Origin of the sequence: Estrella lausannensis, from assembly GCF_900000175.1 — a bacterium.
GTDB lineage: Bacteria > Chlamydiota > Chlamydiia > Chlamydiales > Criblamydiaceae > Estrella > Estrella lausannensis.
Window position 1 is genome coordinate 138038 of record NZ_CWGJ01000011.1, and the last position, 25296, is coordinate 163333.

21 protein-coding genes are annotated in these 25296 nt (G+C 48.0%); 8 read left to right on the forward strand and 13 right to left on the reverse strand.

The features are described 5' to 3' along the window. Positions 1 to 201: 201 nt before the first annotated feature. Positions 202 to 849 carry a hypothetical protein gene (locus ELAC_RS03625; RefSeq protein WP_098037919.1) on the reverse strand — a complete coding sequence of 216 codons (648 nt, stop codon included), beginning with the start codon at positions 847 to 849 and terminating at the stop codon, positions 202 to 204. A 326-nt stretch (positions 850 to 1175) separates the two neighbouring features. Here ELAC_RS03625 and pyk point away from each other — a divergent pair, with 326 nt between their 5' ends. Further along, positions 1176 to 2945 (forward strand): pyruvate kinase, encoded by a 1770-nt coding sequence (gene pyk / locus ELAC_RS03630; protein WP_098037920.1) that lies wholly within the window; start codon positions 1176 to 1178, stop codon positions 2943 to 2945. A 5-nt stretch (positions 2946 to 2950) separates the two neighbouring features. On the opposite strand, the gene ELAC_RS03635 is transcribed toward pyk, so the two are convergent. From ELAC_RS03635 to ELAC_RS03645, 3 genes are all read right to left on the reverse strand, one after another. After that, entirely contained in the window at positions 2951 to 4249 is a 1299-nt protein-coding gene (locus ELAC_RS03635) for an NCS2 family permease (RefSeq protein ID WP_098037921.1), read from the reverse strand. A gap of 189 nt (positions 4250 to 4438) precedes the next feature. Next, on the reverse strand, positions 4439 to 4981 hold the full coding sequence (locus tag ELAC_RS03640; RefSeq protein WP_098037922.1) for a hypothetical protein: 543 nt from the start codon (positions 4979 to 4981) through the stop codon (positions 4439 to 4441). Further along, positions 4982 to 5473: an Asp23/Gls24 family envelope stress response protein gene (locus ELAC_RS03645; RefSeq protein WP_098037923.1), complete on the reverse strand. Its 492-nt coding sequence runs from the start codon at positions 5471 to 5473 to the stop codon at positions 4982 to 4984. Between the two features lie 431 nt (positions 5474 to 5904). On the opposite strand from ELAC_RS03645, the gene ELAC_RS03650 reads away from it, so the two are divergent. Next, positions 5905 to 6318 carry a DUF4339 domain-containing protein gene (locus ELAC_RS03650; RefSeq protein WP_098037924.1) on the forward strand — a complete coding sequence of 138 codons (414 nt, stop codon included), beginning with the start codon at positions 5905 to 5907 and terminating at the stop codon, positions 6316 to 6318. Here ELAC_RS03650 and ELAC_RS03655 read toward each other — a convergent pair. Both ELAC_RS03655 and folD read right to left on the reverse strand, forming a co-directional pair. After that, positions 6304 to 7347 (reverse strand): FAD:protein FMN transferase, encoded by a 1044-nt coding sequence (locus ELAC_RS03655; RefSeq protein ID WP_098037925.1) that lies wholly within the window; start codon positions 7345 to 7347, stop codon positions 6304 to 6306. The genes ELAC_RS03650 and ELAC_RS03655 overlap by 15 nt on opposite strands. Continuing rightward, complete coding sequence (folD, locus tag ELAC_RS03660) at positions 7340 to 8242, reverse strand: bifunctional methylenetetrahydrofolate dehydrogenase/methenyltetrahydrofolate cyclohydrolase FolD (RefSeq protein WP_239414347.1); 903 nt, start codon at positions 8240 to 8242, stop codon at positions 7340 to 7342. The genes ELAC_RS03655 and folD overlap by 8 nt, the downstream gene beginning before the upstream one ends. A 335-nt stretch (positions 8243 to 8577) precedes the next feature. Here folD and ELAC_RS03665 point away from each other — a divergent pair, with 335 nt between their 5' ends. From ELAC_RS03665 to ELAC_RS03675, 3 genes are all read left to right on the forward strand, one after another. Then, positions 8578 to 9024, forward strand: a complete 447-nt coding sequence (locus tag ELAC_RS03665) for a hypothetical protein (protein ID WP_098037926.1) — start codon at positions 8578 to 8580, stop codon at positions 9022 to 9024. 384 nt (positions 9025 to 9408) lie between these two features. Beyond that, positions 9409 to 9942 (forward strand): hypothetical protein, encoded by a 534-nt coding sequence (locus ELAC_RS03670; RefSeq protein ID WP_098037927.1) that lies wholly within the window; start codon positions 9409 to 9411, stop codon positions 9940 to 9942. A gap of 108 nt (positions 9943 to 10050) precedes the next feature. After that, the gene (locus ELAC_RS03675) at positions 10051 to 10569 is read left to right on the forward strand and encodes a DUF2937 family protein (RefSeq protein ID WP_158227798.1); all 519 of its coding nucleotides are present in this window, start codon (positions 10051 to 10053) and stop codon (positions 10567 to 10569) included. 109 nt (positions 10570 to 10678) lie between these two features. Here the strand turns inward: ELAC_RS03675 and ELAC_RS03680 are convergent, their stop codons facing one another. From ELAC_RS03680 to ELAC_RS03690, 3 genes are all read right to left on the reverse strand, one after another. Next, positions 10679 to 12802 carry a hypothetical protein gene (locus ELAC_RS03680; protein ID WP_143406429.1) on the reverse strand — a complete coding sequence of 708 codons (2124 nt, stop codon included), beginning with the start codon at positions 12800 to 12802 and terminating at the stop codon, positions 10679 to 10681. 665 nt (positions 12803 to 13467) lie between these two features. Beyond that, positions 13468 to 14199 carry a dienelactone hydrolase family protein gene (locus ELAC_RS03685; protein ID WP_158227799.1) on the reverse strand — a complete coding sequence of 244 codons (732 nt, stop codon included), beginning with the start codon at positions 14197 to 14199 and terminating at the stop codon, positions 13468 to 13470. 2 nt (positions 14200 to 14201) lie between these two features. Next, the gene (locus ELAC_RS03690) at positions 14202 to 15947 is read right to left on the reverse strand and encodes a hypothetical protein (RefSeq protein WP_098037931.1); all 1746 of its coding nucleotides are present in this window, start codon (positions 15945 to 15947) and stop codon (positions 14202 to 14204) included. A gap of 865 nt (positions 15948 to 16812) precedes the next feature. Between ELAC_RS03690 and ELAC_RS03700 the strand changes: the two genes are divergently transcribed. The 3 genes from ELAC_RS03700 to ELAC_RS03710 all read left to right on the forward strand — a co-directional run bounded on the left by ELAC_RS03700 (position 16813) and on the right by ELAC_RS03710 (position 21565). Continuing rightward, positions 16813 to 18525 (forward strand): protease-like activity factor CPAF, encoded by a 1713-nt coding sequence (locus ELAC_RS03700; RefSeq protein ID WP_098037933.1) that lies wholly within the window; start codon positions 16813 to 16815, stop codon positions 18523 to 18525. A gap of 86 nt (positions 18526 to 18611) precedes the next feature. Continuing rightward, positions 18612 to 20621, forward strand: a complete 2010-nt coding sequence (locus ELAC_RS03705; protein WP_098037934.1) for a monovalent cation:proton antiporter family protein — start codon at positions 18612 to 18614, stop codon at positions 20619 to 20621. 2 nt (positions 20622 to 20623) lie between these two features. Then, complete coding sequence (locus tag ELAC_RS03710) at positions 20624 to 21565, forward strand: cation diffusion facilitator family transporter (protein ID WP_098037935.1); 942 nt, start codon at positions 20624 to 20626, stop codon at positions 21563 to 21565. 97 nt (positions 21566 to 21662) lie between these two features. Here ELAC_RS03710 and ELAC_RS03715 read toward each other — a convergent pair whose 3' ends face one another. From ELAC_RS03715 to ELAC_RS03730, 4 genes are read right to left on the reverse strand one after another with little or no spacing between them, the layout of a single operon-like run. Next, positions 21663 to 22181, reverse strand: coding sequence for a hypothetical protein (locus ELAC_RS03715; RefSeq protein ID WP_098037936.1), 519 nt, complete (start codon positions 22179 to 22181; stop codon positions 21663 to 21665). Between the two features lie 40 nt (positions 22182 to 22221). Further along, entirely contained in the window at positions 22222 to 22965 is a 744-nt protein-coding gene (locus ELAC_RS03720; protein ID WP_239414351.1) for a sugar transferase, read from the reverse strand. Between the two features lie 2 nt (positions 22966 to 22967). After that, a complete protein-coding gene (locus ELAC_RS03725; protein WP_098037937.1) occupies positions 22968 to 23864 on the reverse strand; it encodes a polyprenyl synthetase family protein in 897 nt (298 codons plus the stop codon). Further along, complete coding sequence (locus tag ELAC_RS03730; RefSeq protein ID WP_098037938.1) at positions 23861 to 25243, reverse strand: UDP-glucose dehydrogenase family protein; 1383 nt, start codon at positions 25241 to 25243, stop codon at positions 23861 to 23863. The genes ELAC_RS03725 and ELAC_RS03730 overlap by 4 nt, the downstream gene beginning before the upstream one ends. Positions 25244 to 25296: the final 53 nt, after the last annotated feature.

A 25296-nucleotide genomic window follows, 5' to 3' on the forward strand; every position in this document is an offset into this window, starting at 1 on the left:
GATCTTTTCCATCGCCGTAAGGTTTTAGGGGGCGTTTACGATTTTTTTTTTCAGTGGAGATACCGAAGGTGTTTCAAACGTTGAGATTTTGACTTAGAGGGACTTTCGGTAAAGGGTCAGGTGTCGGTTGCGAAGGATGATAGGAGAGTGTGAACAGAAAAGTAGATAAAGACTTCTGTCTCAGGGTGATTTAAAAAAGATTCAACGTTGACCCGCTGTTCTTCTTTCATTTTTTTTCACAGGGGCAGAGGCTGAATGGGAATCCATAATGAGATAAAGTTCCCCATATCTCCAAGGATCAAAGAGAACGCCTTTGACGGTGACAATTTTATCTTCTTTTTGGTTATTGATGAGCTCTTCGCGCACGCTTGCCGATAGCTTGTATGAGTCCAGATTATGGCCTACCTGGCCTTGGGTTGGGTTCATGGAGACGTAGATCGGGCTAAGTAGGGTAAAACGTGTGTTGTCTCCCTGGGAGACTAAGTAGACGTCGTTGCTGTCGTGCCTGATCTTCCCTTGGGCAGTGATGAAAACCTGATTGATTTTAACACCGGCTCCCTTAATCAGAAAGTTTAAGGTCTGGTAGGAGAATTTTTTATCGGGTTTCCATCGGATGGTGGCTTGGGAGGCCCCGGGCGGTACATCCGATTTAGCAACATTGGGAGAAGCGGCCAGCTTTTGCCTCAACGTCTCTTCGCACGGTGCGAGACAAAATCCCGGTGTCCAGTCTACTCTGATTGTTTGGATTTCGCTATGAAGTGCTTGAGAGGCAAGGAAAAAGGTGAGGAAGGATAGGGATGAAAACGTCTTAAGTCCACGATTGATGTGCGTTAGTTTCAGTGGCCCCACTTGCGCCCTCCTCATTTCAATTCTATAAAATCCGGATTATTCTCAAATAACCGGATATGGGGGAAGCTTTTTTTTAATGCTGTCTTATTGGACATGTGCCAAAGTGAAAGTGTAGTGAAATGATCTGAAAAATTGGGGTTGTGGCCTCGCTTGAGCCGCAGAGCTTAAAAGATGATCAGCGCTTCATATTTCTGTGATGAGGCGACCCTCGATCATTCAATTAGGCTAGCTTTTTCTTTGCCAAAACCTAATTATCAGACGTTTTTGGCTAAGGTGCGGCAGCAGACAGGCGCAATGATACTAAACCGTGTTTTTGGGAAAGGATTATGGAAGGACTCAAGAGAGGCAGGACGAAAATCATATGCACCATCGGACCGAGTGTTGAAACCTATGATATGATAAAAGAGCTGGTTATCACCGGCATGGACGTGGCTCGCTTGAATTTCAGCCATGGCACCCATGAAGAGCACTTAAAGCGCATCAACTTGATCAAGCAGGTGCGTAGCGATTTACAAAAGCCCCTGGCCATTATGCTGGATACCAAAGGACCTGAAGTGCGCATCGGAAAGCTGGAGGGGGGGGAAGCTAAGCTTGTCGCCGGACAGCGCTGGATTTTGCAAAAACAGGAGATCCTCGGTAATTCGGAAAGGGTTACGGTTAGGCCCGATGTCGTATTCAGTCACATCAAAGAGGGAATGAAAATCCTTTTTGACAACGGTTATATCGCCTCCAAGGTGATTGAGAACAGCGGCGATGAGATTGTCGTCGAGATTATCAACGGAGGGATCATCAGGAACGTAAAAAGTGTCAATATTCCACTAACCAGCCTGGAGCTTCCCATACTCAGCGAGCGGGATGTCGCGGATTTGAAATTTGGCTGTGAAAACGATATCGATCTGATCGCGGTCTCTTTCACTAGAAGCGCTGAAGATATACTGGCGATCAGGACGCTGCTTTCCCAGATGAATAAATCCCACGTGCAGCTGATCGCGAAAATTGAAAATCATGAAGGCATCACCAATTTGGACACCATCTTGCAGGCAGCAGACGGACTGATGGTTGCCCGAGGCGATCTCGGAGTTGAGGTTCCGATGACTCAGGTGCCGAAGCTGCAAAAAATGATGCTCAGGAAGTGCACTATTGCCGGGAAGCCAGGTATTACAGCAACGCAAATGCTCGAGTCGATGATCAAAAACCCGCGTCCGACACGGGCCGAGGCTTCCGATGTGGCAAACGCTATCTACGATGCAACAAGCGCCGTCATGTTATCCGGTGAGACTGCAATGGGGGATTATCCCATAGAGTGCGTCAGCGTCATGGAGAGCATAGCTCTTGAGACGGAGGCGGATTTTGATTATGACAATTTCTTTGCCCAGCACGCGTCCAAGACACAGAATGACATCGCTTCCGCCGTGACAAGCGCCACGATTAAAACCGCCTACAGTTTGAATGCCAAAGCGATTTTTGCGTTCACAAGCTCGGGTATCACAGCCAGGCTGCTATCAAGACTGAAGCCCAAAATTCCCATCATTGCGATGACCTCCAGCGAGCGGTGCTATCATCAGATGGCAGTTCTTTGGGGTGTTATTCCGTTGCTGAGCTCTCCTTGCGACAACTTCTCAACCGCTTATGAGAAACTTTCAAGTACCGCCTTGGAGATGGGACTTGTCAGTTTTGGTGACCTGGTTGTCGTCACTGCCGGAGCACCTTTTGGAGTGTCGGGGACGACCAACGCAATCGTTGTGCAGAATATTGGCGATATCTTAGTCAGGGGAGTCAAGGGTTTTGGAGAGAAAGCTTTCGGCAGGATTAAGAGGTTGATGTCCATAGAGGGGGTAACTCCCTACTCCTGTAAAGGACGTGTGATCATCGTGCCCAGATGGGAAGAGGCGTTTAAGCCCTACGCCCTGGAGGCTACGGCCGTGATTTTGCAAAACCTTTCGGATGACGATGAATCCGAGACGCGCTGGCTGGAGTATTGCTCCATGGCCAAAAAAACGTGTGTGACGGGTGCTTTGGATCATATGAATCAACTGAAAGACGAAACCTTTGTGACAGTCGATCCTGCGAAAGCTGTGATCTACCGGGAAAAATAGTGCTCTCAAAAGGAGAGAAAGAAGAATTTAAAGAGAAAAGCCAGTGCAATGGCAATGCTCACAAAGGAGAGGTCTCTCCACTTTCCGAGTATGAGTTTGATCGCGGTGTAAAGGATGAAGCCGAGCCCTATGCCGGTGCCGATGCTGTAGGTCAAAGGTATGCAAATGGCAGTGAGTGCGGCAGGAACTGCAAGCGAGGGATCGTCTGCGGGGATCTCTTTGTAGTCATGCATCATCATGCACCCGATGATGATAAGAGCAGGAGCCGTGGCAAAAGAGGGGATAGAAGAGGCTAGCGGCAGGAAGAAAAGCGAGACTAGAAACAGAAAGGCAACCGTTAGCGATACAAGTCCGGTACGCCCCCCTTGGGCAATTCCGGCAAGAGATTCTAAGTAGGTGGTGATAGGCGACGTTCCAAGGAAGCTGCCGAGAACCGTTCCGGCGCCATCGCAATAGAGAGCATTCCTCACCTCTTTGGGAAGGGAGGACTCTTTGAGATACCCTCCTTGCCTTAGAAGTCCGAGAAACGTTCCGCTGGCATCAAAAATGTTGATCAGCGTCAGTGAAAAAGCCGCATAAAGCGCTTTTTCTTCCGTTAAAATACCGAAGTCCAGAGCGAAAAAAGTGCTTTCAATAGAAGGCGGTAGACTGACTAATCCCTTAAATTCAGCTTTGCCGCTCATGAGCCCGGCCAGGAAGGTGAGCAGGATTCCGATGAGAATCGCACCTTTCACTCTTAAATTGAGAAGAGCTGCTATGACTGCCACTCCTCCAAGAGCTAGCCAGATAGAGGGTTCGCTTAAGTTGCCGGAGCTTGTATACGTTTCCGGGTGGGGGATAATCAATTGAATGTCTTTTAGCCCTATATACATGATAAACAGCCCGATTCCGGCGACGGTGCCGATCCTGAGCTCTTTGGGTATCGCTTCCATAATAGCTTCCCTGATCCCAAAAACATTTAGGATGAGCAGAAAGGTGCCGGAAAGAAAGCAGATGGCGAGTGCCTCCTGCCAGGTATACCCCTCCTTCAGAACCAGGCTGTAAGTGAAGAAAGCGTTGAGACCCATTCCGGGCGCCAGCGCAAAGGGGAAGTCGGAATAGAGCCCCATCATGATAGTGGCCAAAGCCGCCGTCAGGCAGGTCGCTGTCATGACAGCTCCAAAATCCATGCCCGTTTTGGCCAATATTTGCGGGTTGATGAGGAGGATGTAGGCCAGTGTGGCAAAGGTGGTGATTCCCGAAATAAGCTCTGTGCCGAGGGTTGATCCTCTTTCAGTAATTTTGAAATGGGAGTCGAGGGACATAGGGCAAGCAAGCCTAAATAGTTATTAGTTAGGAGGCGGTCGCTAAAGTTCAACGAGTTTTCGCTGACTGCACCTCAAATTCTTGGCCTTATATCGAAAGTGTCTTAATAGCGAGGCTTTCTCAAAGGTCTCCCTTACCCAATTATTCAAAGCGTGCTGGCCAGAGGCGTTATCGATTCACGCCTTCGGTTATGAGGAAGCTTTTGTATCTTGTGCCGTCTGCCTTTTAGGCACTCCCTCGAAGCTGATGGAGAGGAAGTACTGTGTTTTATAACCCAGTTTATAGGAGAGCAGGTCGCGGAGTTCAGCGTCGATCTTTTGCGTGAGCTCATACTGTTCATCTTCTGGAATGTAGGGAAGATTGGCTGTGATGTGTATCTTGTTTCTGCTGATCTTCAGATCGCACGGGAGATCTTCCACCCCGAATAGTTTGTGGAAGTATTTTGTCACATATTCCCGGGCGATATCTTCGCTGACGAGAATTTCCTGGGGGCCGCTGCGGATGTAGTAGTAGCGTCTTTTTGCAAAGAGAAGCGAATAGGCGAGTATCAACGCGCCGATCAGAATAAGCAGCAAGCCGAATATGGAGAGGAGTAAATCGTACTTGGCGGCAAATTCAAAGAGAGAATCGCGAACCCTTGGCGACCATGCTGTGATGAGGGTGATCAATCCGCACAGAAGGAAGAAAAGGCCGTTGATAAATGTGAGAATGGACGAAAAAATCGTTTGCATCTAAAACTCTTCGGAATATTCGTCTTCGGCAGCGCCTTCGCGCAGAGTCTTGCCTTCAACCGAAAGGGTTTGGTTTGAAAGTATGTTCGACTCCTCGAGTGAGACGACATGTTTGAAAACAACGTGTACGGAAGAGACGTGGAGTCCGGTCAGGCGGGTGACCTCTTCAGCAATCTTTGTCTGCAACTCCTCGGCCTTTTCAGGGATGCTTGCGCCATAGCATATATTGACTTCAACCCTGATGCCAACGGATTGCTGCTTCAGATCTTGTTCAATAGTAATACCCTTGATGCTCTCTTGGGTCGATGGTGTGAAGATAGAGGCAATGAAGCTACCCTCGACCGGAGCAACTCCTTCAATGCTGCGTATGCACTCCAAGACAATGCCTTGAAAAACGCGGTCTTCAATATCGCGTATGTAGAGGGTTTCGGGGAACTTGAGCTCGCGCGAGTCTAACCCTTTAACTTTTGCTTCCGATTTTTTATCAGCCATAGGTCCCTTCTGGTGAAGCACTGAGCTCCGTTCTATATTAACGCATCTAAAGAGAAGTCTGCCAATTCGGTTTCTATCTGTCCCGAGGGGCAAAAGAGCCCAAAATCAAAGGGATCCGCATCGGTAGGCAGTCTCTTGGTGTGAATCTTAAGCTATCCCTCTTAAATTCGTCAAATATAAGAAACCGAGGAGTGGACAGCCTTTAATAGGCTCTCCATGAGAGCCTGGTAATGGATTCGTTTAACAGTCTCTTGAGTTTCGAGAAAAATATTCGTTAAAGGATTATCTGTAAATTTTTAACGATCTTATAATCAAATTCACGAATAAAGCGTACTGATTTGCGATAGAAGAGTGTCTCGTAGGAAATAGTGATAGAAAATTACGGGGAAGAGCAATAAAATGAGAGGATATATTCATATTGTAGGTTTTCCATGCTTTTTTTCTCTTTGATCGCTTACGCGTTTTTTGGAACATGCGCATCCATCATGGCCAAAAAAAGAGGAAAAGATCCGGCGAAGTGGTTTTTTCTGGGGATTCTCTTCGGCGTTTTTGCACTTCTGTGGTTACTTTTTACCGGCAGGACAAGCGAGAGTGTCACGGATAGAAAGGCGAACGTCGCACCCGTCCAGCCTGAGGAAGAGCCGGAAGTTAACGGCCTCACGGCAGGGGAGTGGTACATGCTCGATGAAGAGCACAAACCGCAAGGCCCCCTTTCTTTCCGCGAGTTGCAGCGGAGAGCTGGTACGGGGACTCTTCATGGAAAGTCCTACGTTTGGAATGAGGCGCTGCCTGATTGGAAGAGAGTAGAGGATCTGATCGAGCTGAATGGGTTAATCGGACCGTGATACCACGCCTTGTTCAATATCTTCCCTTGAGTAAATCCAAAACGTTCCTTCTCCCAAAATACTCGCCACTCGGCTTGTCAGTTGTTTGGCTTCTTCTTTATTCTTGGCCAGCATGATAGCTGTCGCGACGGCATCGGCCATAGCGCAGCTTTTCATCTTTACAGTACAGCTGCAAATCGATTGCGGGGTCACGGATAAGGGTTTTGCGGCAGTAGGGTCGATGATGTGGCAGAGAGTCTCTTCCTCTCCCGATTCTCCACGGTACAGCCACTGCTGCAGGTAGTCGCCGGACGTTGCCAGAGCCTCATCGGAAATTTCGATAAAGCTAAGGGCTTTGTCTGGATTCGGATCCTGCAAGCGGCTGACAAAAACTCTCCAGGGGCGTCCTTCAGGATGCACACCCGTCGCCTTGATTTCGCCTCCCCATTCGACAAAGATGTTTTTGAACCCCAGTCCGTTCAAGTTGTCGGTCATACGGTCGACGAGGTGGCCTTTAGCAATGCCTCCCAGATCGATTTCAATTCCTTCTTTTTCCTTTAAAACGAAATTGCCATTGATCGTCACATGAGTCCAGCCAACGCTTTGTCTAACCCGTTCAATTTCGCTTTGTGGAGGTTTGTTCCCCTTCTCCAGGTTAATTTTCCACAAGCGGTGCAGAGGCTCGATGGTGGGGTCGAATTTACCTTCGGTGGCAAGCCATACCGCTTCGGTTTTTTTAAGGAGGTAGGCCAGCTCACCGGAAACTTCCACTGGCACGCCCGGGGAGTGGCGGTTTAGTCCCGAAAGCTCGGAGGCGGGGTTCCATTTATTGTGGATGTTGTCAATCTCGCGGAAAGTGGAGAAGATAACCCCCTCCACCTCCCTTTTATCGCTCTCACTAAGCGGATGCCCGATCTTGATCGTGTAGGGGATTGTCATTTCCACTCCGTGGAATAGAGAGATCTCCTGAGGTGCGCGATCAAGAAAGAACCTGAAGAAAAATAGGGTTGTTCCAATCAAAAGGAGAGCCGCGAGGCGCGATTTATACATGGATCCCTTTAGATTTATAACTTTTGTAAGTGTTTTTCAATAGCATGGCGATCGTCATCGGACCGACCCCTCCTGGAACTTTTGTGATGAGTGAGGCTCTTTGGAGAGCTCCTTCAAATTCGACGTCTCCGACAATCCTATACCCCTTCTTGGCAGACGCGTCTTCGACACGGTTGATTCCGACATCAATGACGACCGCACCCTCTTTGATCCACTCGCCTCGGATAAATTCCGCTCTGCCGATGGCTGCGACAACGAGGTCTGCCTGCTTTACAATCAGAGGAAGGTCATGCGTGTAGCTGTGAACGCAGGTGACAGTGGCATTCATCCCTTTTTGCTTTTGCAGCAGCAGGAGTGAGAGCGGCTTACCTACAATCGTCGACCTACCGACGATGACGGCATGCTTGCCGGCAAGATCGACAGAAGAGGCTTCCAGAAGCTCTTTTACACCGAGGGGAGTGCAGGGGACGTAACCGCTTGAGTCCTCAGTGACCAGCTTTCCCAAATTTACCGGATGGAAGCCGTCAACATCTTTGTCCGGAGAGATGAGGGAGGTGATTTTTCTTTGGTTCAGATGCGCGGGCAAGGGAAGTTGAACTAAAATACCGTCGACATTGCTGCTTGCATTCAAACTAAGCAGGTATTCGGTCAGTTCCTCTTCGCTGACGGTTGCCGGAAAAATCTTTTGGATCGATTCGAAACCTGTCTCCAGGCACGCCTTGGTTTTTCTTTTGACGTAGATTGCCGAAGCCGGATCATCACCGACTAAGACTACCGCAAGGCAGGGTTTTCTCTGCCTCAGGCTCTCGATCTCTTTTTTGATAGAGGATAAAACAGCGTCGGCCACTCTCTGACCGTCAAGGATTTTATTGTGCATAGCGCTGTAGCTGGTCATTCAGGGGTCTCCTTCAGTCGAAAATCACGCTCATTTTACTGCCGGGCAAGATTAAAGCAAAACGAACTCATTATTCCCTTAAGACTTTCTCCGGATCGAAGAAGAGATTTCTCTTTGCCAAAAACCACATTTTGAGACACTTTCGTTATAAAAGACGGTCTAAGGCCGAAATCGTATGAATTGTCTTTTCAATTCGTCTATATGCGGCCGATCCCTTTCCCGATTTGCGGAAATAAGCGGAAAAGCTTATATCGAAAGTATCTCAGGATTGGCTTTTTGGAGACGCTTTTGGGGATGAACTATGAAGAGCGGACAGCACGGTAGGAGCACAAGATATGCTAAGGTTTATTATCGCGACGGGGCTTTTCATTTTACCTTTCGTCCCTCAATTGAGTTTCGCCATTGAGGATACCCCGCCCTGCTTTCTGCAACTCGAGCGTGAATTCTTCAACAGAAAAAACGTCATCGAGGCGCTGGCTTTCGCCAGGGTGCAGCAGGGGGTTTGGGAATTGATCGCCAGCGATCTTGATCAAAAAAGCGGCACTATCCATGCGGAGTTAAAAAGAAGAGCGCGGGAACTTAAGCCTGATCCCTTGGAAAAACCTTTTAACATGGGCCAGTCAAAAAAACTGCTGGAACAGATATTGCTCTCGCTTATCAAGCAAGCATTTGTGAAGTATGATGTTTATAGAGAAAATGATGTGGTCGTCACTTTCAGTTTTTTAAAGGATCGACAGAAGCGAATCTGGCAAGAGTGCCAAGTGAAGAAGCCGCCCGCTTAGCTAAGCAAATCCTAAGTGTCTATCGCACCGTAAGAGAAATTAAGAGACTGTTTTTGCTGCTACTTGTGACCAAATTGTGATTTTTGCGGGCAATATCCGATTGTGTCGATCTCAATTTGAGTTATATGCCAAAAGCGCCTCCAATTGGATTTTTGACAAAAAGAGAATTTTCAAGATCGAAAGATTTGTTACTGACAGTAGGTGGTTTGCAACGATTCGATGGCGATACTCTTTCAAAGAAACCATACCAGATTGTGATAAGATCTTGGCATCATACAAGCCTTTAGAACCTGTGTGTTAAAGAAACCATTTTCAAAATGTCATTGATGTGGCAAAAGTGATTCACAATAGAACTTATATTCCTTCAAAGGAGGAACTGTACATATGTTGATCCGCTCCCTGATAGTCCCTGTTTTATGCTTCGCTTCAATTGCTGCCGTTCAGGCCGAAGAGAAAAATCCGGCCGCCGCCCCTACAGTCGATGAGTGCTCCAAAGAGCTTCTTTTATCGTATTTTCCAGAGCCTTTTGTTAAAGAGACTCTGAAAAAAAATCAAATCCCTGAAGACAAATGGTCTGCGATTGTCAAAGATTTGGCTTCCAACGATAAAACCGTCCTCCCTCGGGTTGAGGGGAAAGCGGACAAAATGAACCCCAACCCCCTCAAATCGCCTGAGTATCGTGAACAGGCGATCACCATCTTCCGAGAAACCTTGCTTGAGATCTTTACTGAAGTGATGAATAAAAATGGCATCACGGACAAAGAACAGATCCAGGGAATGTTAGACGAAATCCAGCATCAGAAAGCCAAGCGCTTTGCTAAATGCATGGAGAAGAGCCGCAAAGAATTTGAGGCCAATACTCCAAAAGAGGAATCCAATGCAGCTCCCAAAGCCAACGGTTCCCCTCAGCCTCATTGAGCAGCTTACAAGCGAAAAGACCTTCTCCGGAGCTTTCTGGAGAAGGTTTTCATACCGCGTTCCTTCACAAACAGGCCCATGCCGGTTTTCAGATAAGGCAAGATGAGTATGGCAATCAGAGTTTCATCCGTTCTCAGCAAGGTGTCAATCCTTTTGTTCGCCGTGCTTCTGTCCCAGTTTCCCGCTTATGAAAACAGCTACGAACAAAGGCTTTCGGGCCATGTCGATGAGCTGCGCTACCACATCGACTCCATGAAAGAAACAGCGCGGCAGTCGGGGAAGACGCTCGACGAGTTTATCGCCAAATTCCAGGCTAGCCAAGATCCTGATTTTCATCGTCAGGGGGTCTTGATGAATGGGATGCAGACACGGTTGATTCGTTTGGAAAGTGCTCTTTATAACTTAGACAGCGCCACTCTCTTTTCAAAGCCGTTTCTTTTTATGATTCATTTCGATAAGGCGATCGCCAAAGCAACCTTAAAAAAATACCATTTTGCCCTCCCCCTCACTTTCGAGGGAGTGTGTTGGGCTGTCATCGGTGCTTTTATTGGATATTTCTTTTTCCGTTTTTCAATGAAAGTGTCCAAAGTGCTTTTCAGAAAAGAGAAAGTCACAAAAGCCGTATAGCCATACCGAAAGTGTCTCAAATTTGGCATTAGTGATCTTTTAAAAGAAAGAGGCGCACTCACCCTCTCGGCAAGGCGCCTCTTAATTTGTCGTAAGTTATCTTAAACGACTATGTTGTTTCGAGACTGCCGCCCTTTCCATCGTCTTCTTCTTTGGAAGCTTTGCCATCTCCGCCCGATGAACCGGACAAAGCGCTTTGCCCTTCAACAACAGTTGAAGGCGACCCCTCCTCTTGTGGGCTGAGCGAAGGAGTTTTCTTTTCCTCGTCTGAGGCTGTCGAGTGGGACATTGACGAGGAAGCGATCTGCGATGAGGAAAGTCCTATTTGCTTTTCTTCTTCAGCTTTTGATGGCATCTGAGCAGCGGGGAGTTCAAGTTCTGGGTCGGTATAACCCTGGACATTGAAACGCGTCTCGGAGATATGCACCCCTGATCTCTGGATGCTGTCATATAAACGGTTCGCTTCCTTGCGAGCGGCAACAAAGCTCTCGTTAAAAGTTTTCAGCTCGCTGGTGATCTGAGCGAGGAGCTGCTTTCTCTCCCGGTGCGCTTCTAAGAAGGGGGTGTATTCCTGTTCCTTGATGACGCTCTCCGTCGTTCCTCTAACAATAGCTTGCCGCTGCAGATTATAGTCCGTGATCCTCGGATCTGTTTCCCACTCTTCAACCTGCTTTTTCAGGGCGGCCTGCACGTTCTGCATCAGGCCGAGAAGCTGATCAGCTCTTCTTTTGAGTTCTTTATACTCTGATTTTAACGTGTTGTAGTGCATCAAAACCTGTTCTTCCCCCAACGCAGCAGAGCTTGAGGCCATCTCGCGGATCACCCTCCTTGAGTCGGCTGCCATGGCGATAAAGGATTGGATTGCCTTGATCTCTTTGGTCAGAGTTTTGATTAAAAACCAGTCTTGCAAGGACTTTACTTGAATGGCTCTTGGATTGCTTACATTATTCCTGATTAAGACAAGGGAACTTTCCATCTTGCTGATGAATTCTCCGGCTCCGATCCCCATCAATTTGGAGTAGATCGTATGCGCCACGTGATTGAGGTTTTCCTCGATGTTCACGCGTTTTAGAAGCAGTTCGCGCAGTCTTTCATATCTTTTTGAGTAACGCTCGTCGGCGCTCTCCAGCTTTTTCTGCATGTCGATTGCGGTGAAAGCCTCCATGACATACGAAATCGTTGTCAAATGAGCTGCCGGGATTTGAAACACCATCTGTTCATCGGTGATGATTTTACGCTGGAGCTCTGCGATATAGATATCGAAGAGATCTTTCATCGCTAAATACTCGTTGCAGATCGATTCAAGCCCTTGATAGGTTGGTGTGTAGTGTTTGGCGAGCTTTGCTTTTCCAAGATCCGAACCGTCTATTTTGGGTTGCGAATCGACAGCTGTCGTTAAGTCGCTTAAAAGAACGCCAAGCTTCTCTTGCAGGAAACGAATCTTGTCGGTCAGCTCACGGTGCTGCTGCTTTTTGAGCATGCTGCATGTTAAGTCGCAAAAGAAGCGCGGTTCTATTTCGAGCGTTTGCTTCAGGCTCTCAACTTGTTTTGAAAGCTGGAGTATTGTTTGCCTCACATCATGGGGTGTGACAAGCTCCGGATGCGTTGTCTCCGGGTGCAGTTTCGCTGTTAATAGATCGATCTCCCGAACGAGATCTTTTGCTTCGCTTAAGGACGGCTCCGTTGCCTTGACCCCGCCCTCTTTACTGGCTTCTTCCAACCTCGCGATTTTCTCGCGCAGCCGTGAGTTGATGCTGTCTTTTCTCTCGATCAGACTCTTCAGCCGGGTCACCTCTTCCGATGAGTCGCCGTTTCCGGATTCTGCGCTCTTCATCTCGACGTCTTTGCTCCTGCTCAATTCTTCGAGCAATTTTCTGCGGAGCATTCCCTCTTCCATGCTGAATGAGGATTCTTCGTCGGTGCTGCCAAGGCAGCTGAGTGTTTCGGGCAGAATGTTTTTTAAAAGCATGTAGATATTGATCCCCCCCTGGGGCGCCTCTTGCTTTACTCTACTTTTGATCTCGGGAGGATCGGTGGTGACCGACTGTCTTTCAACAACCTCTTTTTGTGCGTTCGATACTTTCTTGCTTCTTTCCTCTTTTTTAGGAGATTGCTCAAGCGAAGAGTTATTGCCCCTTCTTCTCCTTATCGAACCCTGGCCATGAGTGTCTTGAGAAAGCGCGGGAAACTCTTCCATTGGTTTCCCATCTTTAGTAAAAGCAGACGGTTGCATTGTGCCTCCATTCTTTTTTATTGGTTCCGTTTTTAAAGTAGATAAGACCTGGAACAATTTGCTACTAAAAGAGCTCTCTCGTTTAGTGATAATTGTGTCACGTCCAAGCTGGAGGTATCCTCTCAGAAACCGTCAACGGATTGGGTTTCTGTCAATTTTACAGCTGATTTAGACTTCATTTTGATTCCTAAGGGCGACACTATCGGATAACGCATCCCTCAGCTAAAAAAATGAATTAAAACTGCTCTGAATCATCCCCCAATCGGCGGAAAACAAATTTTGAGACACTTTCGGTATAACGGTCTCTTATAGCCCAATTCAGCAGCAAAGCATACTGGTTTGAGTTTGAGGATAGTCTCTAAGAACCTAATCTCAGTAAAAAAAACGAAATGTTGTATAGGGGTAATTTTCAGTACACAAAATCGTTAAATAGGTGGTAAATAATCTCTTGAATTTCTACTGGTGTTAATTGATATAAAACTGAATTATACTATCGTTGATTTTAATGGAAGCAAACTCTACTCGCGACCCTCTGTGGTTCAATGCTGCTTAGGCTATGAGCAGAAGGCACTCCGAGAGAGTGCCGCGCCGGCTGGATTTAGATTGAATGGAGCCTTACCGTAAACTGAAATTGCATGAGCTGAGCTTAGCAAAGGCTCTAAGAACTACTTTAAAATCTCCTCGAAGAAATCAAACATCATCTTCCATGAGCGTTTATTAGCTTTGGCATCAAAGCAGAGGCCCTCTTTGAAATTGTCAACAGCGGGATTTGTAAACGCATGGACTGTGTTGCCAAAAATGTGAAATTGCCAATCGATTGCGGATTGAGTGAATTCCCGCTTTAGACCGTCGATATCTTGCTGGGTGACTAAGGGGTCTTGGTCTCCATGTAAAATAAGGGCGTGACACTGTTTGGAGGTTTTTACTTCCTCTTCGGAAGCGACCAGCCCCCCTATCTGATTTCCCAAGACACCATGGAAACTGACAATGCCTTTAAGATCGAGACCGCTGCGCATTAATTCGATAACGGCCGCTCCGCCAAAGCAGAACCCAATCGCCCCGACGCGATTGGAGTCCACTCGATTCATTCCCTTGACGAGATCAAACGCGGCGGCAAACCTTTTCCTAAGGAGAGCGCGGTTGACAAAAAGAGGAGACATCAGCTTGAAGGCCTCGTCGTCATCCTTAGCCTCGACCCCTCCGTAAAGATCGGCGGCGAAGGCGACGTAGCCATGAGAGGCGATCATTTCAGCTTTCTCTTTGACGAAGTCATCTAAACCTCTCCATGCATGGGCTAAAATGATCGCAGGAGACTTCTCCGTCGCCTTGGCCGGGTAGGCCGCATAGCCTGTCGCTTTAATGTCAAAAGCTTGGTAGTCAACTCTCTCTATAGCCATCTTCATTTCCTTGCTATGATTTCACGGGAAAGATCACCCAAAGCGACCGCTCGTCTTGCATCTTTCAAATAACAAGTTAGCAGATGGTTGTTGAAAATCAAAAGTTTTTTGAGATCTGCGACTTTGTTGATTCCCTGAGAGGAGAGGTGTGCGCGCATCTGTGGGAAAATGTTGCTCACCACAGTCTCGAGTGCCTTGAATTCCTCGAAGCTGATGTTTCCAAAGATACCTGCTTCATAATAGTCTTTTCCATACAGTAAATTCCAGTTGCCGAAGATATCGTAAGCTTCGTCTTCGTCAGTGATGCCTGCGCGATCAAAGACATTGCGGAAGATAATAGGAAGGAGACAGCCGGCAGGCCTCTCCTCATAATCTTTGGTTTCTCTTAACCGGGTCAGTAAAACCCGGTAGTCTTTGATCACTCCCTCAAAAAGCACGTGCTTGGTTTCCGGATGGAGGGGTACGCGTCTGATGAGCTTCAAAAGCTTATCGCTGATCGTATGCATCTTTAGGGCAATTGTCCCTTCCAATTCCGACATGTACTGCAGGTCTGAAGAGGTTAAAAAACGGCCCTCAGTGTCTTCACGGAACTTTTTGGCCATGGCGTTGATTCTGGATGTGGTTTTGTTGCAAGCGTCAATGTACCATTGGCGGATGCGATAGAACTGCTGATCGAGCCATTTAAGCTGCATTTTGCTCCCGGAGCTCAAGATATCTGCTAAGATTGTCAGTTGGCTATCGTCAAAAGCGGGAATACACTCTTCAAACACTTGCGCCTCAAGCCCGCCGATTAAAAAACAGATTTTCCACTCCTCCCTGGAATCATGGAGGATGCCGTTAATGATGTTGATTGCCTGCAGAGCATTTAATGCTTTGGCGACAGCGATCACTTCTTCCTCCTCCGTCATTGATTTGAAACCCGCGACTAGGAAATTGGTCCAGTTTTCCCCAAAATCGGGAGTAAATACACATATTTTACTGACCTTTGACTCGAGGGCCAAACTACGATCTTTCGTGACCAACTCCTTTCGTAAATTATCGATCTCTTTCTCCCTTGTCAGCTTAGCCGTCCTGCTTTGAGAATTGAGGCTGATGTTGGGTAGGCTTTTTGAGCGCCCTAATGATTTTAAGGTGGGGCGGCCGGATGCGAGAGGTGAGCTGGTCGAAGCGAGGGAACTGCGTGTGATGAGTCTCGAAGAGGGGTAGACTCCAAATAGTCCGGGCATAACCATGTGTGGTAAGAGCCCTCCCGAGCGGAAAAGGGAGTACCTGCGGGGCGGGGTCAGTTTTTCAAGGGGGGGAGTCAAGACAACCCGCATGATGAGCTTGTCTAGCTTGCGTAGAAGAGGTTCCAGCTTTTGCAAGGGGAGCGATGCCTCTTCGATTTTTCTCTCCAAAATTGCCGTTTTCCCCCCTTCGAAAATTTCCTGGAAGACAACTTTAAGACGCTCGAGAAGATAGGGGGTGTACCGCGCTCCCTCCAGTTCCCGATCGATCTCTTCGCACCACTTATTCAATTTTGTCTTGAGATGTTTGGTAACGCGCTTCATCTCCAAATGGGCAGTAGTCTGCGATGAGCTTTGGGCTGGCCACATCGAGAAGATGGAGTAGCTTGCAGCGCTCACGGGTTTGATGGACTCTTCGATCCCCTCGACCAGGGAAGCGATCGTTGTCCTCGTATTGATGCATGAGAGCTCTCTGAATTTCTCATGGTAGTCGGGGATTTTCGATCTTACTGAACAAAACATAACAAACCTCCTTGTATCCTCTTGAATCATCAAAAATTTGGGCAAGAATCCTGACGCAGAGATCTGGTGAGGAGAATTCCTCAACACATTAATGGCCGAATTCTGACAGTTTTATGCCGAGCACTCTCCTTAGATGGATCGGGTAAGTTTTAAAATTTCAATATGGGCAGCTGGGCTTTCGTTTCGTCGAAAGCGTCTAAATTTGGGGTCTGGACTTTGAAGAGCTTTTGGGAGTGATTGGTCGCAGGAAACCATTCATCAGAAAGTTGGGGTGCACCGCACCCATTCGATTCCGGGAATGCTTTCGTTTTTAAAAAAAATGTGAGACGTTTTCGGTATATCATCAATTAAGCTTGAGAGCAGATTGGTTTGGGGGTCAAAAGGAAAGCCCATGGCTTTGTTCATGCCGAAGGTTTTTCAATCCTAAAACCTCAAATTTTGAAATAATTTCTGTGTGCTGCCACTTGATAATCGCTCGGCTTGGATCGAAAGGAGGTCGTTTAAAAGCAAATTCAGTTCGATGATGAGGGCGATTAACGGGCCGAAATCAAATTCAACTTATGCCGAAAGCGCCTCAAAATTTGACTTTTTGCCTTTGAGAAAGCCTCAATCTTGGGGAGCTCTCTCTTTTCCTAAGACCAAATTTCGAGACACTTTCGGTGTATATCCACTTAATGAACGAAGAGCGAAATTCACGCTAGAATAAATTTCGTGTGCAGGATCATAGGAGTCCTAGTAAAAAGTGGAGTAAATTTTTATTCGAATAGCCCGGGAGCGGCTTGTTGACAATTCATGAGATTTTCAATATGATGGAATGAATTTTTATTAAATTTTAAAAACAGACAACGTTATTGGCGATTTGTTTATGAAATGTGTTTTATTTGTTTGTGTTGCTTTGCTTTCAGCGTTCCTTAGATTTCAAGGCGAGGCGACGACCCAGAGCGAAGCGATGATGCTGCAGACTGTCGACATTATCAAAAACACATTTGAAGTCGGCTATGCCCCCGCGGAGTGGAAGCGAGATTTTACAGGCTGGGATTTGGATGCAGAAGTGGAGCAGCTAAAAGCTAAAATTCGCGGGCGCAATCTAAGTTTGAAAGAGTTTCATGTCGCTTTAAAAGATTTTTTTAACACCACCCGGGATTATCACACTGGTATTAGCTTCTACTCGACCGAAGTGTCCTACTTACCCTTTCGAATAAAAGGTGCCGGCAGACGCTATTTCATCAGCCACATTGATTGGGAAAAATTCCCCACTCAGACCGATCCGGTGGAGGTGGGTGATGAAGTGCTAACTTTTGATGGCCAGCCGACTCGCGATGAGGTTTTGAAAATCAAAGAGCGAGAGGTCGGTGCAGGTGACACCGAAACCGATTGGTCGCTTGCAGAGACATTTTTAACGAAGCGAAGCGGAGCTCTCGGCCATCTTGTTCCGAAGGGCGCTGTAGAGCTGAAGGTCAGATCGAGGAAAAGCGGAAGCATCTACACAGTCAACCTGATATGGCGCTACTATCCTGAAAAGATTACCTCAAGGGCTTTTGCGCAAGCCCGAGAGAGAAGTATAGGGGAGATGACTCCACGGCAGATGCTTCTTGAGATCGCGCGAAAAGAGATGCTTTTGCCCTCCTTCAAAGCCTTAAGTGATATACACCGTTTGTCAGATGATATAGACCTCGATGAGATTGGTGGCAAATACAGCTTTGTGCCCAGGCTCGGAACCCTGAATTGGGAGCTGGACAGACACTCCTTCTTTCATGCCTACATCTTCGAGACCGCTTCCAGAAAAAAAATCGGCTACATCAGGATTCCCTCCTTTGTGGCATCGACGGATGAGGCTGAGGAGTTTGGCAGAGTTATCGAGCGGTTTCAGCTCAAAACCGACGCCCTTGTCATCGACCAGGTCAACAACCCGGGAGGCATGCTTTTCTTCCTGCAGTCGCTGACGGCCATGCTGACAGATAAACCCCTCAAAGCGCATAAACACAAAATCAGCATTTCCCAGCGCGAAGTCATGATGGCCCTGATTTTGGAGCCTCTTTTTGACAACGTTCAAACTGACGATGACGCCAAAGAACTATTTGGCGAAACGTTGGACGGAATGCAAGTCGACATAGAACTTGCCGCCTCGTTTAAACGCTATTTCAAGTTTGTGCTAAGCGAATGGAGCGCGGGAAGAGCGATCACCGAGCCCTTCCATCTGTATGGAATCGATGAAGTCAAGCCCCATCCCCTCTATCGATACACCAAGCCCATACTGATTTTGACCAATGGCCTGGACTTCTCCTGCGCCGACTTCTTCCCGGCTGTTATGCAAGACAACAAACGGGCCAAAATTCTGGGGACGAAGACTGCCGGAGCCGGGGGTATTGTTTTGACAACAAGCTTTCCTAACTTGCTGGGTATTGATAATTATCGCTACACGGGATCGATTGCTGAAAGAGAGGATCTTTTACCGATCGAGAACTTAGGTGTTACCCCGGACATTCTCTACGAAATCACCGAAGAGGACGTGCAGGGAGGTTATCAGGGATACGCCAGGGCAATTTTAGATGCCGTCGAAGAGCTGACTGTTCAGTAGCCCCTGCGCCTTATCCAATAAAGGCAATAGCAATTTTTCGTTTGGTTTCGTATACCGAAACCAAACGAAAACGGTACTATGCTTTTATGGAACTGCTCAATCCAGAAGTTGTTATCTGGAATATCTTAGTCATTTTTTCTGTTTCTGTACTTGTCTTACTCGTCTCCATGCGTTTAAAGCTTCCCGCTATTGTCGGGTTTTTAATCACAGGGGTGGTGATCGGCCCGAACTGTCTTGGGCTTATCCAGGCCAGTCATGAGTCGAGGATCTTGGCTCAAATCGGTGTAGTTCTGCTTCTGTTCACTGTAGGGACGGAATTCTCCCTCAGGAGGATTTTACGGTTTCGCAAGCTGTTCATTCTCGGTGGAGGATTGCAAGTCATCTTGACGGTAGCGGTAGGGTTTGTCATCGGTTCTCTCTTACAAAGACCGTTCGGGGAAGCGATCTTTCTGGGTTTTTTGCTCTCCATGAGCAGCACGGCCATTGTCATTCGTATTCTAGAGGAGAGAGGCGAGATGGCGAGTCCTCATGCGAAGCCTATGCTGAGCATGCTTATATTCCAAGATTTAGCGGTGATCCCTATGATCGTGATGATTCCTCTTCTTGGCTCGTTTGCCACCAGGGAGGAGCAACATGCCATGGACTTCTTCTCACTGCATCTTATTGCCGCTCCGGTGGTTTTAATCGCAGCCTATGTGATCGTCCCCAAGATTTTGCAAGCGATCGCAGGCACCAAAAGCCGGGAGCTGTTTTTAATCAGTATCATTTTGATCTGCATTGCGATCACCTATGGCTCATGGAAAGCGGGCCTGTCCCTGTCGCTTGGTGCTTTCTTTGCGGGGATGGTCATTTCGGAGTCAGAATACCGTCACGAGGCTGTGGGAGGAGTGCTTCCTTTTCAGGATATCTTCATCAGCCTTTATTTCGTTTTGATCGGCATGCTGGTCGATATTCATTTTCTTCTTGAGGAGCCGATTCTTATCTTGTTCACAACAATAGGCGTTCTGTTCATGAAAACGGCGCTGACTACAAGCGTTGCCTTAGTGATAGGATTACCCCTCAGAACTGCCCTGATTACCGGCCTTGCCCTATCGCAAATTGGTGAATTTGCCTTTGTCATGATGAAGAAAGGGGAGGAGATCGATATCGGCACCCCTTTCCATCACCAGCTCTTTTTGGCAGTTTCTCTATTAACGATGGCAATTACCCCCCTCCTTTTCTGGCTGGCGTCCTGGCTGGATGCTGTCATCGAGAGGCTGCCCCTGCCTGGGTGGATCAGGGCCTGCCTTCAAATCGATGGAGAGGAGAAGGAGCCGATCAGCGGACATATCATCATCGTTGGCATGGGGCTTTCGGGAAAAAATCTCTCGTTTGCCGCACGGGAGGCATCGATTCCTTATGTTGTTCTCGAAATCGATCCTGAGATAGTCCGCAAAGAAAAAGAGAGAGGAGAGCCTGTTGTCTTTGGGGACGCAACGCGGGAGTCCGTGCTGACCCACGCAGGCATTCAGCGGGCTAAGAGCATAGCAATCGTAATCAACGACCCGACGGCGGCTTTGCGGGTAGTGAGGCTGGCGCGCAAGATGAACAAGGATCTCTATATCATCGTCCGCACCAGCTATGTGCACCAGGTCAGCCGCATCTATTCGCTCGGCGCCGACGATGTGATCCCCGATGAGTTTGGCGCCTCGCTGGAAATTTTTGGCAAAGTGCTCTCGCATTTTCAGGTCGAAGAAAGCGTGATCGAAAAATGCCTGACCAATGTCCGTTACGAAGGATATGAACTGATGCGGTTGATCTATTCGAGAACAGGTCTTTTCTCACACATTCCCACGGAACTGATCGAAAAAATGACTGAGATGGTCCGGGTAGGGAAGAGAAGTGTCGTGAGCGGAAAGACCCTTAAGGAACTCGCTCATCACAAACTCCTTGGCGTCACTGTTTTGATGATATCCAGAGGCCCTAAGGTGATCGCTAATCCGGAACCGGAAGAAACTCTTTTGGCCGATGATGTTGTGGTTATTTTAGGCTCGAAAGCAAACTTAAGAAAAGCTATCCTGTTTTTCAAATCCGAAATATCCATTGACAACGAGTGACAATGACCCAATTTCCTGATGCCAAAAGACCTCCTACTTCTGTTGATGAGGCCCGAAAATCCCGAATTTGCGCTTTGCGTCGGAGCATTTTATTTGGGATTACTGCAAGAGGTGTGATCGTTTTTCTCGAAATGGCGGCATTTTTTCTCTTTGGCAGCGAAGCCTTGTTCATGGATGCTCTCTCCACGTTACTCGATATCTCATCGAGTCTCATTTTGTTCTTTTTCATAAAATTGGCCGACAGACCACCGGATCAGAATCATCCTTTCGGACATGGACGCTATGAACCTCTGGCGGGGATGCAGCTTGGTATATTCCTGGCTTTGGTCGGTGTTTACATGGCATTCCGCAACCTTATTGATCTGAGAGGCGGTGAAGAAGGGCATAGCTTGCCTCCTTTCCTCTTTGTGGTTCCGCTGTTTGCTATTATTCTTTTGGAGATCTCCTACCGTTTTCTGATGAGAACAGCACGCTCGGAGGCAAGTTCGGCCCTCGTTGCTGAAGCAGCTCACTTCCGCGTCGATGCCATCACGTCAATACTGGCGATGTTGTCGTTGATATCGGGGCAGCTTCTGCCACAGGCGACACTTTTTCTCGATCACCTGGGAGCGGTACTCATTGCGGCCGTCATGGTATTCCTTGGACTAATGGCCGCAAGGGAAAACCTTCACCAGCTGCTCGACCGAGTTCCAGAAAATGAGGTTTTCGAGAGGATCAGACGGGCCGCCATGCGGGCAAAGGGGGTGCTGGGGACGGAGAAGATCCGTGTGCAGCAGTTTGGCCCTGATGCTCACGTCGATATCGATATAGAAGTTGAGCCGACCCTTTCGGTTGATGAAGCCCATAAGATCAGTCAGGAAGTGCGGGTTGAAATCCAGAAGGATTGGCCCTCCGTTCAGGATGTGATTGTCCACATAGAGCCCTATTATCAAGGGGATCATTAAGCGTCTTGAAATTTAGGTTTTGGCAAAGAGAAAGCTCCATACCGAAAGTGTCTCAAAACCAAAATCCCAAATTTCGAGATGCTTTCGGTATAGAATGTTAGGCATTCCGTCTGATCAACCGGTAAGTGAGTCCATAGAGAATCTCAGGCAGAATAAAGACCGTAAAGGCATAGCAGGCGTCGGCAAAAGGCATGATCAGCCCTTCCGTGAAAAGAGCTTTTCCCACAAACTCCGCATCCAATACCCCCGGGAACAAAACGGAAGTAGCCATTGTGGCGAAGAAGCTGAAGAGGAAAGTCATCAGAGGAAGAGTGTAAAACTGGTCGGCAAATAGCACCTTTTTAAAAGGTGATACCGCAGCCAGCGAAAGGGCAAGCGCTGTACCGATAAGTCCCAGCCTCGTCTCAAGCGAGAAGAGATCTAGGAACAGTCCTAAGAAGAAGGTGAACATGAAGGCTTTTGCAAATTTGAAACGGTAGAGCGCCAAGACAATGCAGGGGCTTAAAAAAAATATCGGCAGGGGAATGGGGGCTGCCGGGGCAAGAAGCGTCAGCAGTAGGGATATGAATAAAGGCCATTTAAGCTTGCGTCTTGAAAGAGGGGTGATCAGTTGCAAAGTCTTTTAAGCTCCTCTGAAAACTCTTTGAGACGGTCTCTTAGTATGCGCCCTTGGTGGATACCATTTTAGGAATCGTCTTCAATATTAGCGAGACATCAAGCGAAAAAGAGCATGAGTCGACATAAATCTCATCCAGCAAGACCCTTGTCTTATAGCTGGTGTCGCTTCTTCCGGAGACTTGCCAAATTCCGGTGATTCCGGGTCTTACCGTCAATATCTTGACGGCTTTGTGCCCAAAGTGTTCTTTCAGCTCGTCTAAGACAACAGGCCTCGGACCCACGACAGCCAGATCTCCGATCAAAACATTGAAAAACTGGGGGAGCTCGTCCAGCGAGGTTTTGCGTAAAATAGCGCCGATAGGAGTGACACGCGGATCGCATTTCAGCTTTCTGGACTCCAGCCACTCTTTTTTAAGAGCGGTATCGCGCTCAAGTATTTCGCTTAGACGCTCTTCTGCATCGAGATACATAGTTCTAAATTTATAGCAGGCAAAAGGACGCCCCCCTCTTCCGATCCGCTCGTGGGAGTAGATGGCCCTGCCTTTAGAAGTCAACCGGATCATTATCGTAATCACCAGCATCAATGGAGACGCCAAGAGAAGGACTGCCGCGCTGAAAATGATGTCGAAGAGACGTTTCCAGGGAATATGGCGCACTCGATGAGGAAAGAGGGATTCCGCGATCTCCTCCGGCGCCGATTTTTCGCCACTGGAAGCGCTCTTGAAGAGGGCGCTGGTTTTTTTGTCGGTTTGCTTCTGATTTGAGAGCGACATCCCTGGCATGTCTAATACCTGCGGTTAACGGCAAAATCGGCAAATTGTTTTAAAAGAGTCGTGTCGCGGGGGAGGTTATCAAGATGCGCCTTGGCTCTCTCAAGATGCAGTGCGCCTCTCACTTTGGCTTCTTCGATTCCGAGAAGAGTGGCAAAAGTCGTTTTATGGTTGTTGAGATCTGAATGCGGCTTTTTGCCCATCTCCTCAAAAGAACCCGTCTCATCGAGGACGTCATCAATGATCTGAAAGGCGATACCAACCTCTTTGGCATAGGCTTCAAGGTGCGTTCTCTCATCAGGAGGGGATCCAGCCAGGCACGCACCAAATTCAACGGCCGCCAAAATCATGCATCCTGTTTTTTTGGCGTGAATGATTTCGAGAAGAGAAAGTGCCGGGGGGGCCGTTTCTGCTTCCAGATCCATCACTTGACCTCCAATCATCCCATCGCCGCCAGCGCGTTCGGAAAGAATCTGGATGAGTTCGACTTTTTTATCAGACGTTAGATGAGGGTCTTTGGCGATGATCTCGAAAGCCCGGGTTAGCAGATAGTCGCCGGCAAGAAGGGCGGTGGACTCACCGAAGACTTTATGGAGCGTCGGTCTGCCGCGTCTGAAGTCGTCATCATCCATGCAGGGGAGGTCATCGTGGATGAGTGAATAGGTGTGGATTAGTTCGAGAGCGCAGGCTGCGTTGACCGCCTGGAGGTGTGAAACACCGTAGGTCTCGGCGACAGCCAGCGCAAGCAGGGGTCTCAATCTCTTGGCAGAAGAGAGAAGAGAGTAGCGCGCCGCTTCAAAAAGAGAGGCGTGATAGGGCGAATTTTCAGGCACGAGAGTACGCAGCCTAAAATCAACCGCATCTTTCCGTGCGGCATAAAAGTCTTTAAAAGAGAGAGATACCGTCATCATGGCGTTACTGGGATTTGTGTTTCTGTCTTTTTAAGGCTATCGGCATAAGCATTTTTCTTGCCGATGGATATGTAATCGAACCCAATTTTTTGCATTTTGTCAGGAGAATACTGATTTCGTCCGTCAAAAAACACCATCTTTTTCAATACAGTGGAAACTTTTTCGAAATCGAGGAATCTAAACTGTTTCCACTCAGTCATTAAAACTATGGCGTCGCATCCGTCCGCAGCAGAGATTTCATCTTTGGCATAAAAGACTCTCTCTCCCGGGGGTACTGCTTTTTTTGCAGCGGGCATTGCCACAGGATCGAAGAGGCGGACTGAGGCCCCTGCTTTTAAAAGCTCTTCAATCAAAACGAGGGCCGAAGCTTCACGCAAGTCGTCGGTGTCGGGTTTGAACGACAGGCCAAGAATAGCAAAGGTCTTGCCGGCAAGTCCCCCTGCCTTTTCAAAGTAGGCCTTCATTTTCCCAAAGATGACATGCTTTTGCCTTTCATTGACACGGTTGATGCTCTGCAGCATTTCGGCGTTATACCCGAGGCCGTTTGCGAACGAGATCATCGCTTTGACATCTTTTGGCAGGCAGGAGCCGCCATATCCGGCCCCGGCATAAAGGAACTGATACCCTATCCTGGAGTCTGAACCCACGCCCAGTCGCACTTTATCGATGTTGGCTCCGACCTTTTCACAGATTCCGGCCAGTTCGTTCATTAGCGATATTCGGGCAGCGAGCATAATGTTGGAGGCGTATTTTGTGATCTCGGCCGACGCGACATCCATGATCATCAGACGCTCGTGATTGAGCATGAAAGGAGCGTATATTTCCTTCATGATCTCGGATGATTCCGCCCTGTTTGTGCCGATGACGACACGATCGGGTTTTAAGCAGTCATTGACGGCGTTGCCCTCCTTGAGAAACTCCGGGTTGGAAACTACATCAAACCCGTAGAGGACGCCTCTTTCATCCAGTGCTTCCTGGACAGTCTTTTGAACAACTGAAGCCGTCCCGGGCGGCACGGTCGATTTGACGACGATCAGCAAGTCTCCACTCATATGAGCGCCGATAGCGGCCGAGGCGCTTCGGATCTGGTGCAGGTTTGCCGACCCATCGGCGGCAACGGGCGTGTCGACGCAAAGAAAACACACTTTGGAATCTGTCAGGGACTGGGGGTAGCTGCTTGTGAATTTAAGGCGTCCGCTTGCGACATTTCTCATGAGCAGCTCATGCAAGCCCGGTTCGTAGATGGGGATAATGCCCTGATTGAGCTGGGCTACTTTTTCTTCATTGATATCTAGGCAGATGACGTGATGCCCCATCTCCGCCATGCAAGTTCCAGTGACGAGACCGACATATCCTGTACCGATTATAAGAATTTCCATCTTAGATTCCTGAAAGTTTTGAATAGAGAAGATACTATACCGAAAGTATCTCA